Annotated in this window: 18 protein-coding genes; 10 read left to right on the top strand and 8 right to left on the bottom strand. The window is 63.3% G+C overall.

The window, feature by feature from the left end:
* From EN852_RS07230 to EN852_RS07215, 4 genes are all read right to left on the bottom strand, one after another.
* Positions 1-564, bottom strand: coding sequence for a sigma-70 family RNA polymerase sigma factor (locus EN852_RS07230; RefSeq protein WP_127874229.1), 564 nt, complete (start codon positions 562-564; stop codon positions 1-3).
* Between the two features lie 181 nt (positions 565-745).
* Positions 746-1,474 (bottom strand): dienelactone hydrolase family protein, encoded by a 729-nt coding sequence (locus tag EN852_RS07225; RefSeq protein ID WP_127874230.1) that lies wholly within the window; start codon positions 1,472-1,474, stop codon positions 746-748.
* A gap of 104 nt (positions 1,475-1,578) precedes the next feature.
* Complete coding sequence (locus EN852_RS07220) at positions 1,579-2,268, bottom strand: 4Fe-4S dicluster domain-containing protein (RefSeq protein ID WP_127874231.1); 690 nt, start codon at positions 2,266-2,268, stop codon at positions 1,579-1,581.
* Positions 2,269-2,357: 89 nt separating this feature from the next.
* Positions 2,358-3,932, bottom strand: a complete 1,575-nt coding sequence (locus EN852_RS07215; RefSeq protein ID WP_127874232.1) for a trimethylamine methyltransferase family protein — start codon at positions 3,930-3,932, stop codon at positions 2,358-2,360.
* Positions 3,933-4,203: 271 nt separating this feature from the next.
* Between EN852_RS07215 and EN852_RS07210 the strand changes: the two genes are divergently transcribed.
* Complete coding sequence (locus EN852_RS07210; protein WP_126099636.1) at positions 4,204-4,902, top strand: B12-binding domain-containing protein; 699 nt, start codon at positions 4,204-4,206, stop codon at positions 4,900-4,902.
* A 75-nt stretch (positions 4,903-4,977) separates the two neighbouring features.
* Here EN852_RS07210 and EN852_RS07205 read toward each other — a convergent pair whose 3' ends face one another.
* A complete protein-coding gene (locus EN852_RS07205; RefSeq protein WP_042645015.1) occupies positions 4,978-5,112 on the bottom strand; it encodes an entericidin A/B family lipoprotein in 135 nt (44 codons plus the stop codon).
* 51 nt (positions 5,113-5,163) lie between these two features.
* On the opposite strand from EN852_RS07205, the gene EN852_RS07200 reads away from it, so the two are divergent.
* Positions 5,164-5,793, top strand: coding sequence for a DUF1638 domain-containing protein (locus EN852_RS07200; RefSeq protein WP_127874233.1), 630 nt, complete (start codon positions 5,164-5,166; stop codon positions 5,791-5,793).
* Between the two features lie 7 nt (positions 5,794-5,800).
* Here EN852_RS07200 and EN852_RS07195 read toward each other — a convergent pair whose 3' ends face one another.
* Positions 5,801-6,715, bottom strand: coding sequence for an NAD(P)-dependent oxidoreductase (locus tag EN852_RS07195; RefSeq protein ID WP_127874234.1), 915 nt, complete (start codon positions 6,713-6,715; stop codon positions 5,801-5,803).
* 126 nt (positions 6,716-6,841) lie between these two features.
* On the opposite strand from EN852_RS07195, the gene EN852_RS07190 reads away from it, so the two are divergent.
* The 7 genes from EN852_RS07190 (at position 6,842) to EN852_RS07160 (ending at position 11,853) form a co-directional block, all read left to right on the top strand.
* Entirely contained in the window at positions 6,842-7,417 is a 576-nt protein-coding gene (locus EN852_RS07190; protein ID WP_127863413.1) for a DUF4893 domain-containing protein, read from the top strand.
* A 92-nt stretch (positions 7,418-7,509) separates the two neighbouring features.
* Complete coding sequence (locus EN852_RS07185) at positions 7,510-8,292, top strand: formyl transferase (protein WP_127874235.1); 783 nt, start codon at positions 7,510-7,512, stop codon at positions 8,290-8,292.
* A gap of 134 nt (positions 8,293-8,426) precedes the next feature.
* On the top strand, positions 8,427-8,729 hold the full coding sequence (locus EN852_RS07180) for a virulence factor (RefSeq protein ID WP_127874236.1): 303 nt from the start codon (positions 8,427-8,429) through the stop codon (positions 8,727-8,729).
* Positions 8,722-9,321, top strand: coding sequence for a methylenetetrahydrofolate reductase C-terminal domain-containing protein (locus EN852_RS07175; protein ID WP_127874237.1), 600 nt, complete (start codon positions 8,722-8,724; stop codon positions 9,319-9,321). The genes EN852_RS07180 and EN852_RS07175 overlap by 8 nt, the downstream gene beginning before the upstream one ends.
* Complete coding sequence (locus EN852_RS07170; RefSeq protein ID WP_127874238.1) at positions 9,318-10,409, top strand: methylenetetrahydrofolate reductase; 1,092 nt, start codon at positions 9,318-9,320, stop codon at positions 10,407-10,409. The genes EN852_RS07175 and EN852_RS07170 overlap by 4 nt, the downstream gene beginning before the upstream one ends.
* A 78-nt stretch (positions 10,410-10,487) precedes the next feature.
* Positions 10,488-11,462, top strand: a complete 975-nt coding sequence (locus EN852_RS07165; RefSeq protein ID WP_095815463.1) for a methyltetrahydrofolate cobalamin methyltransferase — start codon at positions 10,488-10,490, stop codon at positions 11,460-11,462.
* Between the two features lie 22 nt (positions 11,463-11,484).
* Positions 11,485-11,853: a hypothetical protein gene (locus EN852_RS07160; protein ID WP_127874239.1), complete on the top strand. Its 369-nt coding sequence runs from the start codon at positions 11,485-11,487 to the stop codon at positions 11,851-11,853.
* 80 nt (positions 11,854-11,933) lie between these two features.
* Here EN852_RS07160 and EN852_RS07155 read toward each other — a convergent pair whose 3' ends face one another.
* Positions 11,934-12,176, bottom strand: coding sequence for a hypothetical protein (locus EN852_RS07155; RefSeq protein WP_246694203.1), 243 nt, complete (start codon positions 12,174-12,176; stop codon positions 11,934-11,936).
* An 89-nt stretch (positions 12,177-12,265) separates the two neighbouring features.
* On the opposite strand from EN852_RS07155, the gene EN852_RS07150 reads away from it, so the two are divergent.
* The gene (locus EN852_RS07150) at positions 12,266-14,335 is read left to right on the top strand and encodes an ASKHA domain-containing protein (RefSeq protein WP_127874240.1); all 2,070 of its coding nucleotides are present in this window, start codon (positions 12,266-12,268) and stop codon (positions 14,333-14,335) included.
* Here EN852_RS07150 and EN852_RS07145 read toward each other — a convergent pair.
* Positions 14,332-15,390 (bottom strand): acyltransferase, encoded by a 1,059-nt coding sequence (locus tag EN852_RS07145; protein WP_127874241.1) that lies wholly within the window; start codon positions 15,388-15,390, stop codon positions 14,332-14,334. The genes EN852_RS07150 and EN852_RS07145 overlap by 4 nt on opposite strands.
* Between the last annotated feature and the right edge of the window lie 126 nt (positions 15,391-15,516).

Here is a 15,516-nt window from a genome sequence, read left to right as displayed (position 1 = left end):
TCACACTTCCCCGGCTGAACGCATCAGCACCTTCAGCCGTTTCTTCGCTTCATGGATGTGCCAGGAAACCGTCGTCTCCGAGATCGCCATCACCTCCGCCGCCGCCGCGTGATTGAGACCTTCGCCATAGACGAGCAGCACCGCATCGCGCTGCTTGTCGGGCAGCATCCGTACCGCGGCCCACAACACTTCGGCGGGATCGTCACTCTCCGCCCGCGCTTCGCCCGCGATCGACGCATAGGCGCTATAGGCATCGGTCTTGGCGGTGTCGCGGGCGCGCTTGCGCATCATGTCGCGCGAAGCATTCAGCGTCATGGCGTAGAGCCATGTGGTGAAGGCGCCGCTGCCCTGATAGTCGCGGATCGCGCGGCCGAGCCGCACACAGACATCCTGGGCGATGTCCTCGGCGTCGGCTTTTCTGCCGCACCAGCGATAGGCGGCGCGATAGACGAAGCCATAGTGCCTTTCGACCAGTTTGCCGAAAGCCCCCCTGTCTCCGCCCCTCGCCCGCCCGATCAAATCGGCATCGGAGGCTTCGCTGTCGTCCAGCATCATCGCCGTCATTTGCCTGTTGGACGAACGCTAATGACCAATCCTTGGGGTGATGGAAAGATTTTTCTGCGGCAGCGTTTTTTCCTTCTCCCCGTTTCACGGGGAGAAGGTGTCCGAAGGACGGATGAGGGGCAGCGCGAACCGTCGAAGGTTCGCACTACGAGGTGCCCTTCCGGCAATTTGCAAAAGAAACCTAACTCAGCGTCTCGTTAAAAAACGTCGTCAGCCGCTTCCAGTGACGTTCGGCGCCCGCTTCGTCATAGACGCTATGATCCGGCACGCACCAGCCATGGCCGACGCCGACATAGTTCTCAATCACATGGTCAACCTCGGCCACCCTCAACGCCTCCGCCAGCCGCGCCGACTGCTCCGGCGGGAAGCTGCGGTCGATGCCGGCGACGCCGACATAGACGCGAGCCTCGATCGAGGCCGCCCTGCGGTGCGGGCTGTCGGGCGCGTCGCTGGCCAGGTTGCCGCCGTGGAAGCTTGCCGCGGCAGCAATGCGGTCGGGATAGGCCGCGGCCGCGTTGAGCGCCCGCGCGCCGCCCATGCAATAGCCGACGACGCCGATCGGCCCCTCAACCCCTTCGGCCGCGAGCCCGTCGAGGAAAGCCTCGCCGTCGCGGATGGTCATGCCCTGCGTCGTGCCGCCGCTCAACGCAGAGAGCGCGGCCTTGCTCTTTTCCTCGGCAAAGGCGGTTTTGGGATCGAACGGACCATAGGGCGCATTGCGGTAAAAGAGATCAGGCACCAGCACGGCGTAGCCAAGCCCGGCGATGCGCTCCATCTGGTCGAGCACCGGACGCGGACCGAAAATATCCATGTAGAAAATGATTCCGGCCTTGGCCGGCGCGGCTGGACGAAATAGCCGTGCTTTCGCCGTACCGTCCTGGGTTTTGATCTCGACGTCCTGCTTCGTCATTGCGCGCTCCGCTTGTTGCCACGCGATAGATATCCGCGTCGCCCGTCAGGGCAAGCCACGACATCTCAATGGTGGTCAAGTTTCCGTGCGGATCAGAAGAGTGCCTACACCCCGGCGAACGCCGCCATATGGAAAGCCTGCACGTCAGCCGGATAGCGATACTCAGCGCCATAGGGACAGGCGTTGCGGTCAAGGCAGCCGCCGGCGCGGCAGGGCGCGCCATGCGTGCCACGCACATGCGCCAGGCACGCCTGGTGCGCAAAGCCATCCACCGAATAGGCGTCTACCGGACAGGATTTCAGGCAGGGTTTTTCGACACATGCGTCGCAAAGGTGAATCGCTTTGTGAGCTTGGGCGAGAGAAATCTCGTCCTCGAACAGCAGCGCCCCGCGATAGGCATGCCATAGCCCGTAGGTTGGATGCATCAGAACGCCGAGCGGCGACGGCTTCAGCCCCTCAGCCCGCATCGCCCATTGCTGGAACGGCAGATAGGGCCGATCCGAAGGCGACACCGCGCGGGCGCCGAATTCCTTCGCCACCGCGCCGATCACCTCGCGCGACCAGCTGTCGAGCGGATTGGCAATGTCCCTCGCCTGCTGCCCCAGCCAGCGCTGGAAATGCGGCCAAGGCGCCGCGCCCGCTTGCCCGACCAGCAGGACGGATCTGGCCAGCGCAGCAGACCCTACGGCCGGCGCCGTCTCATCGTCGCCAAAGCTGAAGCCGCCGCGAAGGATCAGGCCATGGGCCGCGAGCGCGGCCGCAATCTCCTCGACCGGGCCGCGCGCAAAAATCATCGCTTCCGGTCCGGTTCGGAGAAAGCGCTCCGCCAGACTTCCTTGTGGATGATGTCGGCCACTTTAGCCCGGCCTGACTCGGGCTCCTTTCAAGTGAAGGCGTCGGGCATCGAGCCCTTCTTCTTGGCGATGAAATCCTTGAGTGCCTCATCGATTGCCGGATCGAGATGGGGCGCTTCGTAGCTTTCCAGCCAGCGGCGGGCGAGCTCGTTGGCGCGCTGCGGCGCGGTCTTCTCGCCCTCGGCCAGCCACTGCTCGTAGGAATTGTTGTCAGCGATGTTGGAGCGGTAGAAGGCCGTCTGGAAGTTCGCCTGGGTATGGTCGCAGCCGAGATAATGGCTGCCCGGGCCGACCTGGCGGATGGCATCCATCGCCTGGCCGTTTTCCGACAGATCGACGCCCTCGGCAAACTTCTGCTGCATGCCGAGCTGGTCGATGTCCATCATGAATTTCTCGTAGCAGGAGGCGAGACCGCCCTCCAGCCAACCGGCCGAATGCAGCACGAAATTGGTGCCGGCGAGGATGGTCGAGTTGAGCGTGTTGGCGCTCTCATAGGCCGCCTGCGCATCCGGGATCTTCGAGGCGCAGAGCGAACCGCCGGTACGGAACGGCAGGCCGAGCCGCCGCGCGAGCTGGGCCGCTCCATAGGAGACGAGCGACGGCTCCGGCGTGCCGAAGGTCGGCGCGCCCGACTGCATCGAGATCGACGAGGCGAAGGTGCCGAACAGCACCGGCGCGCCGGGCTTGATCAGCTGCGTGAACGAGGCGCCAGCGAGCACTTCTGCCAGCACCTGCGTCAGCGTGCCGGCAACCGTCACCGGGCTCATCGCGCCGGCCAGGATGAAGGGCGTGACGATGCAGGCCTGGTTATGGCGCGAATAGACTTTCAGGGCGCCGAGCATGGTCTCGTCGAATACCATCGGCGAGTTGGCGTTGATCAGGCTGGTCAGCACCGTGTTGTTCTCGACGAAGTCGTCGCCGAACACCAGCTTGGCCATCGCCACCGTGTCCTCGGCCCGCTCCGGCGCCGTCACCGACCCCATGAACGGCTTATCCGAATAGCGGATGTGGCTGTAGACCATATCGAGATGGCGCTTGTTGACCGGCACATCGACCGGCTCGCAGACCGTGCCGCCCGAATGGTGGATCGACGGCGCCATATAGGCGAGCTTCACGAAATTCTGGAAATCCTCGATCGTCGCGTAGCGGCGGTTGCCGTCCAGGTCGCGCACGAAGGGCGGGCCGTAGACCGGCGCGAACACGGTCGCATTGCCGCCGATCTGCACCGAACGCTCCGGGTTGCGCGCATGCTGGGTGTAGATCGAAGGCGCGGTTTTCAAGAGCGAGCGGCAGAGCCCCCTGGGGAAGTGCACGCGCTCGCCCTTGACGTCGGCGCCCGCTTCTTTCCACAGCGCCAGCGCCTCGGCGTCGTCGCGAAAGATGATGCCGATCTCTTCCAGCACCGTGTCGGTGTTCTTCTCGATCAGCGCCAGGCCCTCCTCGTTGAGGACCTCGTAGACGTTGATCTTGCGCTTGATGTAGGTGAGCTGGGTGCCTGGGCCGCCGCCCGAACGGGCAGCACGGCGTGCCGCCGCGCCGCCGCTGGCGCCGCGTCCGCGCCGTCCGCCCGACGCTTCCTGCTCGACTGCCGCGTTATCGCTCATGATCGTTCTTCCTATAACTTGGCCTGAATTGGCTGGGGCGGCTCATCGTCGCCGCTTCTTGCCGGATCGTAGCCATGCACCCTATTGGAAACGGCCAGCCAGCGCCAACGCCTGTCGCAAAATCGACAAGAAAAGCGCCAACTTTTCAGTCGCTTTCCTTTTGCGGGAAGTCGCAAATCAGCTATGGCTAGCTTGCCCTCGCGGGTTAGGTATTGGCGCATCGATTTTTAGGCTGCCGCAGTCATTCCGAGCAGCAAGGAGCCCGAGAAAAATGTCCGACGACGAGATCATCCTTTCCGAGCTTTCCGACGAGGAGCTTGTGCAGCAGATGCACGACGACCTCTATGACGGGCTGAAGGAAGAAATCGAGGAAGGCACGCATATCCTTCTCGAGCGCAATTGGGCGCCCTACAAGGTGCTGACCGAAGCGCTCGTCGAAGGCATGCGCATCGTCGGCGAGGATTTTCGCGATGGCATCCTGTTCGTGCCGGAAGTGCTGCTCTCGGCCAACGCCATGAAGGCCGGCATGGCGATCCTGCGTCCGCTGCTTGCCGCCACCGGCGCGCCGAAGCAGGGCAAGATGGTGATCGGCACCGTCAAGGGCGACATCCACGACATCGGCAAGAACCTCGTCGGCATGATGATGGAAGGCGCCGGCTTCGACGTCATCGACCTCGGCATCAACAACGCGGTCGAGAAGTACCTGGATGCGATCGAACAGCACCAGCCCGACATCATCGGCATGTCGGCGCTGCTCACCACCACCATGCCCTATATGAAGGTCGTCATCGACACGATGAAGGAAAAGGGCATCCGCGACGATTACGTCGTGCTGGTCGGCGGCGCGCCGCTCAACGAGGAATTCGGCAAGGCCGTCGGCGCCGATGCCTATTGCCGCGACGCGGCGGTGGCCGTCGAGACCGCCAAGGATTTCATGAAGCGCAAGCACAACGTTCGCGCTTCCGCCTGACCCAAGGCATCAGGATGGATCAAAAAAGCCGCGCCTTGCAGCGCGGCTTTTTTGTTCCCAGATGATGGGAGAAGATCAGTTGACAGTGTCTTTGACCGCCCTTGCCGTCGATTTGACGTCCTTGCCGACGCCCCGGATGGTGTTGGCGCAGGCGGTGAGTGCAAGCGCGCAGGCCAGGATGGCGATCGGCGCGACGCGTAGCAGTTTCATGGACGGTGTCTCCCTCGACAAATATTAAGCCCCAGCGAAAGCCGGCCCGACTTGGTCAAGACGCAAAAAACGGAACCGAATCAAACAGACAGGCTGCTCGTCATCGCCTGCGGAATGATTGCGCGCGAAGTTTTGGCCGTCAAGCAACAGCTAAAGCTCGACCATCTCGAACTGACCTGCCTGCCGGCCGAGTTCCATTTCTATCCGGACCGCATCGCGCCGGCGATGGATAAGGCGATCGAGAAGGCCAAGGCCGAAGGTTACGATCACATCTTCGTCGGCTATGCCGACTGCGGCACCGGCGGCCTGCTCGACCGTGTCATCGAGAAACACGGCGTCGAGCGCATGGCCGGGCCGCACTGCTTTGCCTTCTACCAGGGCATGGACGCCTATGCGAAGGTGGCCGATGGCGACATGATGTCGTTTTACATGACCGACTTCCTCTGTCGCCAGTTCGAGGCCTTCTTCATCAGGCCGCTCGGCCTCGACCGGCATCCCGAGCTGATCAAGGATTATTTCGGCAATTACGAGAAGCTCATCTATCTCGCCCAGACCGACGATCCGGAGCTCGACAAGGTCGCCGAGAAAGCCGCAATTATGCTCGGGCTTACCTATGAGCGCCGACCGACCGGCTACGGTGATCTAACGAGCGAACTTGCGCGGGTGGCGGTTCGCGCCTGAGGGGGCTTCACGCCTCCGCTTCCAGCGCCGCAAGCACATCGGCGAAGCTGGTCTTGCAGACGAAGCCCAGTCGCTCCCTCGCCTGCGACGGATCATAGACGCGGTCGATCGAGGAGAACATCGTCCAATCCCTTTTGGCATAGAGCCGCGGATAGTCGGGAAAATAGCGCGCCACGACGGATGGCGCATCGGCGATCAGTTCCGCGCAATCCTGCGGCCTGAACGGCGTCGGCGCCGAGACGATAAAGACGTCGAAGCCGAGTTCCGGCGCCTTCTTCAATGCCGCGACATGAGCTTCCGCCGCATCCTCCACCGTCAGCCTGCGGAACAGCAATTCGTTGGCCTTGGTGTTGGCATCCGATTGCTCGATCGGATGCGCCATATCGTCCGCTTCGGGAAAGAAGCGTGCCGTGCGCAGCACCACCACCGGCAATCCATGCTGAAGGTTGTAAAGACGGCACAGATGCTCGGCCGAAAGCTTCGTCACGCCATAGATGTTGCGCGGCTCCGGCGACATCTCCTCCGTCAGCCAGGCCGCCTGGCGCGCGCCGCCCTGGAAGCCGGCGCGGATCGCCTGCGAGATCATCAGCGACGTCGTCGAGGTGAAGACGAAGCGCTGCACGCCGCAGGCAACCGCTGCGTCGAGCAGGTTGAGCGTGCCCTGCACATTCGTCGCGACGAAGGCGCTGTTCTCATAATGCTCGATGTTCGGCTTGTGCAGCGCGCCGCTGTGAATGATGGCCTCGGTGCTGTGCTCGCGGACGGTTCTCAGGACAAGATCGCGATCCGCGATCGAGCCGACGACTTGCGTGCGCGCCGAGGCAACCGGATCGAGGCCGATGACGTCATGGCCGAGCGCCCTGAGCCTTGGTTCAAGCTCGCTACCCAGCCAGCCGGACGATCCCGTCAGCAAGATCCGCATCGATCGAACACCATTTTTCCGAGCCCACGCTGTTAAGCACGGATGACAGACGATCGCGAACCGGTAAGTTGTGCGCCAGTGACAGAAAGAACTTTGTTCCAGCCATTGATTGAGGAAACGGATTTCATGACCCCTCGCCTGCTTTTCGCTGCCCTCGGCCTCATCGTCCTCACTTTGCCCGCTCATGCCGATGGCGAGGTGCAGAAGCTGATTACCGCCGCCGACAAGGCGCGGCTGGACAAGTACGGCGAGACGCGCAAGGCGGCCCTCGACGAGGCCAAGGCCGGCGATCCGGCCGAGGTCAAGCAACTGGATGAACTGCTCGCCAAGCCGCTCGTCGCCTTCTCCGACAAGGATCTCACCGGCAACTGGAAGTGCCGCACCATCAAGGCAGGCGGTATCAGCCCGCTCGTCATCTATGGCTGGTTCAAGTGCAAGGTGACAGACGACGGCTCGGGCTGGCGGCTTGCGAAGATCAGCGGCTCGCAGCGCACGACTGGCCGCTTCTTCGACGACAATGAGAAGCGCGCCATCTATCTCGGCTCGTTCTCGGTCAATGACGACAAGGCCAAGCCTTATGGCAGCGGCCCCGAGAGCGACCAGGTCGGCTACGCCTTCCGCAACAGCGCCACAGAATGGCGGATCGAATTCCCCGCGCCCTATTACGAATCGAAACTCGACATCATGGAGTTCAAGCGCTGAGCCGGGCCTGACGCCTGACTGAAAGCCTTCGGCACACCAAGGATTAACCCGCGCCGAATAGCATCCGCCGGTCTTCAGAGCGGGTGCTTGCCATGGCAGCGTCGGAATCGAGTACGCGACCGATCGTGGTCGTCACCGAAGGTGGCCCGCATATCTGGGCCATCGTCAATGCGATTGCCGATCGGGTCGGCCCCGTCAGCGTCATCCTCGAAGCGCCCGAATCCAAAAAGCGCCTGCTCATGGGCCGCGCGCGGCGCCAGGGCTGGATCTCGGCCATCGGCCAGTTCGGCACCATGGTGCTGACCAGGCTCGGTAAGCGCTTCCTTGCCGACCACGCCGAGCGGCTGATCGCCGAGGAGAAGCTCGCGACCGAGCCGCGGCAAGGCCAGGCGATCATCCATGTGCCGTCGGCCAACGGGCCGGAATGCCTGAAGGAAATCACGCGCATCGAACCAGGCGTCGTCCTGCTGGCCGGGTGCAGGCTGCTGTCGAAAGACACGCTCAGGGAGATGCCCTGCCCGGTGCTCAACTATCACGCCGGCATCGCGCCAAAATATCGCGGCATGAATGGCGGCTACTGGGCGCTGGCCTCCGGCGACGCGCAGAACTTCGGCACGACCGTTCACCTGGTCGACGCCGGCGTCGACACCGGCGGCGTGCTGAAGCAGGCGCGCGGCAAGCCCAAGATGGGCGACACAATCGCCAGCTATGCGCTGCGCCAGGCCGCCTTTTCGCGCGATATCTGTGTCGAAGCGGTCGGCAACGCATTGGCTGGCAGACTGGAAACGATCGATCCCGACCTGCCGTCGAAGCAGTGGTATCACCCGACGATCTGGTTCTATCTCTGGACCGGCCTGACCAAGCGCGTCTGGTGATCGGCAGGTAACGGATTCCAGCATTCGCTTTGCGCCATCGCCAGCGTCGCTTTTGAAGGCGCGCGCGTCGTCCCATAACAAGCGGCCTCATGGCGCTTGCGGCAATGCTCGCAGCATCAAGGAGCAAGAGTTTTATGGCCGATCTGATCGTCGTCTATTGGCGCGACATTCCTGCCCAGGTCATCGTCAGGAAGGGCCGGCAGAACGCCAAGCGCGAGCTGCCGCTGCGCTTCACCGAGGCGATCGACATGTGCGCCATGCGCACCGGCGCCGGCGGCACCGACGACTATCTGGCGGAATGGCGCAAGGCCGACCCGATCCCTGTCGGCGATGACATCGAGGCCGAGGTCGAGAAGGCTTTCCAGGAACTCGACGCGAAATATGACCGCGAGCGGCTGGTCGCTCTGGTCAAGGCTGGCGGGAAAGAAAATGTCTGACAAGCAGCCGACGGTTACCCAGGCCACATTGGTCAAGAAGGCAGCGCCGAAATCCGACTACAAGCCGGCCGACGTGTCGCCGCAGCGCCGCGTCCAGCGGACCTTCGCCGTGCGGCTTTGGTCCATCCGGCACTCGCGACTGCTCGAATGGTTCTACGGTCGGTTCGCCGACGCCTTCCTGCTCCTGCATCCTTTGTGGAAGGGTATCGGCTACAGCCGCGTCGAGGCCCCGGTGAAATTCGTCGAGAAGCGCGTCAAGGGCTTCATGTTCGACTGTCGCATGTGCGGCCAGTGCGTGCTGTCGTCGACCGGCATGTCCTGCCCGATGAACTGCCCCAAGCAGTTGCGCAACGGCCCGTGCGGCGGCGTGCGCGCCAACGGCAATTGCGAGGTCGAGCCGGACATGCCCTGCGTCTGGGTCAAGGCCTGGGAAGGCTCGCGCAACATGGTGCATGGCGACAAGATCCTCGACGTGCAGAAGCCGGTCGACCAGTCGCTGCGCGAAACCTCGGCCTGGCTGCGCGTTACTGCGCAAGCTGCCTCCACCCGCGAGGCTGCTCAGAACACGCCCAAGCCCGGAGCCTCCGCATGACCGTCCGCCAGCGCGACGAGAATCCGGCCGGCATCCACCTGCCGCTCGATCCCCTGCCCGGCCACACCTCGCGCGGCCGGCTGGAGCGCGTGCTGCGCCGCGGCGAGTTCGCCGTGACCACCGAGCTCAACCCGCCAGACAGCGCCGATCCGGAAGACGTCTACAACCGCGCCAAGATCTTCGACGGCTGGGTCGACGCCATCAACGCGGTCGACGCTTCCGGCGCCAACTGCCACATGTCTTCGGTCGGCATCTGCGCGTTGCTCACCCGCATGGGCTATGCGCCGATCATGCAGATCGCCTGCCGCGACAAGAACCGCATTGCCATTCAGGGCGACGTGCTGGGCGGCGCCGCGATGGGCGTCGCCAACATGCTCTGCCTCACCGGCGACGGCGTGCAGGCCGGCGACCAGCCCGGCGCCAAGCCTGTCTTCGACCTCGATTCCATGTCGCTGCTCGAAACCATCCGCATCATGCGCGACAATGGCAAGTTCCTGTCCGGCCGCAAGCTGACGACGCCGCCGCAGGTCTTCCTCGGCTGCGCGGTCAATCCCTTCGCGCCGCCTTACGACTTCCGCCCGATCCATCTCGGCAAGAAGATCGCCGCCGGGGCGCAGTTCGCGCAGACGCAGTACTGCTTTGACGTGCCCATGTTCAAAACCTTCATGCAGAAGGCCCGCGACCTCGGCCACACCGAAAAGCTTTTCCTGCTTTGCGGTGTCGGTCCGCTGGCTTCCGCCAAGACGGCGAAGTGGATCCGCTCCAACGTGCCGGGCATCCACATCCCCGACGCGGTGCTCAAGCGGCTGGAAGGCGCGCAGGATCAGAAGAAGGAAGGCAAGCAGCTCTGCATCGACATCATCAACGAGGTGAAGGAAATCCCAGGTGTCGCCGGCATCCATGTGATGGCCTACCGCCAGGAGGAATATGTCGCCGAGATCGTCGATGAATCCGGCGTGCTGAAAGGCCGCCAGCCCTGGCAACGCGAAATCCGCCGCGACGACCAGATCGTCGCCGAGCGTCTCGACCACATACTGCACGACGAGCTTACCGAAACCCAGGTGGACATGGTGAAGACCGCGCATTGAGACGTGGTCGGCACCATCCGCTTGAACAAAATCAGATAACGATATAAAGAACTCTTTATATCCCGACGGAGAGATCGCATGACCCGCACCATCGTCGCCTCAGCGACCCGAGAAATCGTCATCGGCTTCGATCAGCCCTTCTGCGTAATCGGCGAACGCATCAACCCGACCGGCCGCAAGAAGCTCGCCGCCGAGATGGTGGCCGGCAATTTCGAAACCGTCATCAAGGACGCGCTGGAGCAGGCCGCCTGCGGCGCCACCATGCTCGACGTCAATGCCGGCGTCACCGCCGTCGACCCCAACGCCACCGAGCCGGCGCTTCTGGTGCAGACGCTCGAGATCGTGCAAGGCCTAGTCGATCTGCCGCTGTCGATCGACTCTTCGGTCACCGCCGCCATCGAGGCCGCGCTGAAGGTTGCCAAGGGCCGCCCGCTGGTCAACTCCGTCACCGGCGAGGAAGAAAAGCTCGAGGCCATCCTGCCGCTGGTCAAGAAATACAACGTCCCGGTCGTCGCCATCTCCAACGACGAGACCGGCATCTCGATGGACCCGGACGTCCGCTTTGCCGTCGCCAAGAAGATCGTCGAGCGCTGCGCCGACTTCGGCATCCCGGCGCATGACGTCGTCGTCGACCCGCTGGTGATGCCGATCGGCGCGCTGGGCGATGCTGGGCGCCAGGTGTTCGCGCTGCTGCGCCGCCTGCGTGAGGAGCTCAAGGTCAACACCACTTGCGGCCTCTCCAACATTTCCTTCGGCCTGCCGCACCGCCACGGCATCAACGCCGCCTTCATCCCGATGGTGATCGGCGCCGGCATGACCTCGGCAATCATGAACCCGGTCCGTCCGCAGGAAATGGAAGCCGTGCGCGGCGCCAATGTGCTGAACGGCACCGACGAGAACTGCACCAACTGGATCCGCACCTACAAGGATTACAAGCCGGCCGAAGGTGGCCATGCCGTTGCCGCTCCGGTCGCGGTCACCGCTCCTGGTGACGGCGCTGCCGCCGGCGGCCGCCGCCGCGGCGGCCGTGAAGCCCGCATGGCCAGGGGATAAGCAAGGAGCTTTGCCTCCAAAGATGAAGAAACCTGATCAAGAAATGGGAAAACAGCCGATCTCCGTAGGCAAGGTCCAGCTTGGTCTGCTTGGAATCCTATCGGTCCCGGGCATTGCCATTTTTTGCGCAACGCGATTCTTCATCTTCCCTGACAAGCAGCATTTTGACTTGTTTTCTGCTGGCGTGCTGCGGTTAGGGCCTTATATTGTCTACGCTGACGTCCTGCTTTTCTTATTGTTCGTCGGATGGGCCGTTAGAATAAATAAGACACTTCCCCGGCATGTGGCATATGCAAGAAATTTCCCCAGATTTTTCCTTACGTTCAATATATTAGCTTTTGCTGCGCTTACCGCCTATTTCAAATTGACAATCGACAGTACGGGCGGCTGAACGGCAAACCGATGAATTCTCCTGCAAACATCATCTATCCGACCGTGCTGCCGATGCGGTCGGACAGCTCTGCTTTGCGTTCAGGCCATACCCACTATGGCGTCGAACAGCGCCATGCCCGTCCACGATCCGAAAATGCCCGTGACGCCGCCGACGATGAAATCATCATCATAGGCTGGCCAGTAGGCGTGCAGCAGCAGCGCGCCGACGACCGCGCCGAGAATTCCGGCGGCAAGGTATTGCGGGTTGCGCAGCCAAGAGCCCTTGATCACGCGCACCATGGTGAAGGCGGTGAGGACGGCGGAGAGCAGCAGATCCGACATGGTTGGCCCCTGGACCAGCAGACTCTCCACCCAACAGTAAAACGATCCGTTAAACGGCATCGGCAATTGCCATCGAGACACGTGCCAGCATGAACCCTCCGCCCAACATCACCGATCCGCTCGTGCTGTTCATGCCATCGGGCAAGCGCGGCCGGTTCCCGGTCGGAACGCCGGTGCTCGATGCCGCGCGCCAGCTCGGCGTCTATGTCGAAAGCGTGTGCGGGGGCCGCGCCACCTGCGGGCGCTGCCAGATCGAGGTGCAGGAAGGCAATTTCGCCAAGCACAAGATCGTCTCGTCCAACGACCACATTTCGCCCAAGGGCGCCAAGGAGGAACGCTACGAGCGCGTCCGCGGCCTGCCCGAGCGGCGTCGCCTCTCCTGCTCCGCCCAGATTCTCGGCGATCTCGTCATCGACGTGCCGCAGGACACGGTCATCAACGCCCAGACAATCCGCAAGGACGCCGACACCAGGGTGATCGCCCGCGATACGGCGATCCGCATGTGCTATGTCGAGATCGAAGAGCCCGACATGCACAAGCCGCTTGGCGATCTCGACCGGCTCAAGATCGCCCTGATGAAGGACTGGGGCCTCAAGAATCTCGAATTCGACTTCTATCTGCTGCCGCAGGTGCAGGGAATCCTGCGCAAGGGCAACTGGACCGCGACGGCCGCCATCCACAAGGATGCCGACAGCGACGTCGCGCGCGTCATCGCGCTGTGGCCCGGCCTCAAGAACGAAGCCTATGGCCTCGCTTGTGATATCGGCTCGACCACCATCGCCATGCATTTGGTGTCGCTGCTGTCGGGCCGCGTCGCCGCATCCTCCGGCACGTCCAATCCGCAGATCCGCTTCGGCGAGGATCTGATGAGCCGCGTCTCCTATGTGATGATGAATCCGGACGGCCGCGAAGGCATGACGGTGGCCGTGCGCGAGGCCATTTCCAGCTTGGTCGACAAGGTCTGCGCGGAAGGCAGTGTCCACCGCGCCGACATCCTGGATTCCGTCTTCGTCGGCAATCCGATCATGCATCATTTGTTCCTCGGCATCGATCCGACCGAGCTCGGCGGCGCGCCCTTCGCGCTCGCCGTCTCCGGGGCGGTGCGCATCAAGGCCTCCGATATCGGTCTCAAGCTCAACCAGGGCGCCCGCCTCTACATGCTGCCTTGCATCGCCGGCCATGTCGGCGCCGATGCCGCCGCCGTTACCTTGTCGGAAGGTCCGCACCGGCAGGACGAGATGATGCTGATCGTCGACGTCGGCACCAACGCCGAGATCGTGCTCGGCAACTCCACGCGGGTCGTCGCGGCCTCCTCGCCCACCGGTCCGGCCTTCGAGGGCGCGGAAATCTCCGGCGGCCAGCGCGCCGCGCCAGGCGCCATCGAGCGCGTGCGCATCGATCCCGACACGTTGGAGCCGCGTTACCGCGTCATCGGTTCGGAACTGTGGTCGGATCAGCCGGGCTTCGCCGAAAGCGTGCAGGCGACGGGCGTCACCGGCATTTGCGGCTCCGGCATCATCGAAGTGATCGCCGAGATGTATCTGTCGGGCATCATCTCCGAGGACGGCGTCGTCGATGGATCGCTAAGCATGCGCTCGCCGCGCATCGTGCCCAACGGCCGCACCTTTTCCTACGTGCTGAAGGAAGGCGAGCCGAAGATCACCATCACCCAGAACGACGTGCGCGCCATCCAGCTTGCCAAGGCAGCGCTCTACGCCGGCACCAAACTGTTGATGGAAAAGCAGCATACCGATCATGTCGACCGCATCCATTTCGCCGGCGCCTTCGGCTCCTTCATCGATCCGAAATACGCCATGGTGCTCGGCCTGATCCCGGATTGCGATCTCGACAAGGTCTCGGCCGTCGGCAATGCCGCGGGCGCCGGCGCACGCATGGCGCTGCTCAATCGTGGCTACCGGCGCGAGATCGAGGAAACCGTGAGCAGGATCGAGAAGATCGAGACAGCGCTGGAGCCCAAGTTCCAGGAACACTTCGTCTACGCCATGGCGCTGCCAAACAAGGTCGACCCGTTCCCGAAGCTGGCTGCAGCGGTGAAGCTGCCGCCGCGCAAGGCAATGAGCGAGGACGGCACCGCCGGCGACGCCACCCCGCGCCGGCGTTCGCGCGAGGAGCGCGCGGCACGCCGCGGCCGCGATTAGAACAAGGCTTTAGCCGGCCTTGCCGCGGCCCCTGCGGCCGCGGCGTTGCTTGCCTTGGCGGCGCCCTTGGGACCTTGCGGGTGCAGCAGCCCGATCAACGGCTTTTCGACAGTCAGATAAAGCATCGCCGAGAATGCAAGCGTGGCGACCAGGATCGTCGCCGGCTGCAAAGCCGCGGGAATTCCGATCCTCAGGACGACGCCCGTCGCCAGCACGCCAACCGCGACGTGCCACAGATAGATCGAATAGGACGCGTCGCCGAGAAAAGTGGGCAAGGCAGCCGGCTTGAACGGCCGCGCCCGCTCGGCAAAGACCGCGCCCGCCACGATCAATGCGGCCGGAAGCCCCCAGAGCAAGGCGCGAGGCAAATCGGCATCGAACGGCTGGCCGGCCGCAAGCAGAAAGAATCCCGCGCCAGACATCGCCAGCCCCGCCCCGAGCGGCAGCCTGGTACCGTGAAGCCACAAGCGCCCCGCGACGACGCCGGCCGCGAACTCGATCACGACAGGATCGGTGAAGGCATGCGCATATCCCTCGGGAAGGACGAAATGCAGCGCGACGATGGCGACAAGTGCGCCCACGAGAACGCCGAACCGCCAGCGCTCGCCCAGAAACAGGACGAGCGTGAAGACGAGATAGAACATCATCTCATAGCAAAGCGTCCAACCCTGTATGACGATGGGATGCAGCGCATCGTCCTGCAGGACCGGCAGGAAGAACAGCGAGCCGGCGAAATTCGCCACACTGAGGAAATGGCCGTAGAAGAACTGCGGCTTGAGCAGGATCCCCGCCGCGGTCAAGAGCGTGACGATCCAGTAGAGAGGCACGATGCGGGTTATACGGCGCCCCATGAAGCGCCAGGGATTGGCCGGCCTGCCCGCCGTCGTCACCCACATGATGAAGCCGCTGATGACGAAGAAAACGTCGACGCCGGCTGCTCCTACATCGAACGGACCGCCGAACTGCTCGCTGACATGGAAGCAAACCACCGCGCATGCGGCGAGGCCGCGCAGATATTGGATGCTATGTATGCTTGTCACGATGCCCTGACCCATCTCGCATCATGCTGCGGTGCACTTACCCCACGCCGCATTGCACACTAACTATGCAGCCACTCGCCCCCGTCAACCGCCCATGGCAGCTATTCGGACCGGACTCGGCATGCCGATCGGCCTAATTCA

This window comes from Mesorhizobium sp. M2E.F.Ca.ET.209.01.1.1, from assembly GCF_004010375.2.
Taxonomy (GTDB): domain Bacteria; phylum Pseudomonadota; class Alphaproteobacteria; order Rhizobiales; family Rhizobiaceae; genus Mesorhizobium.
The sequence above is the reverse complement of the archived record's forward strand: the minus strand, read 5'-3'. Positions and strand labels throughout refer to the sequence as shown.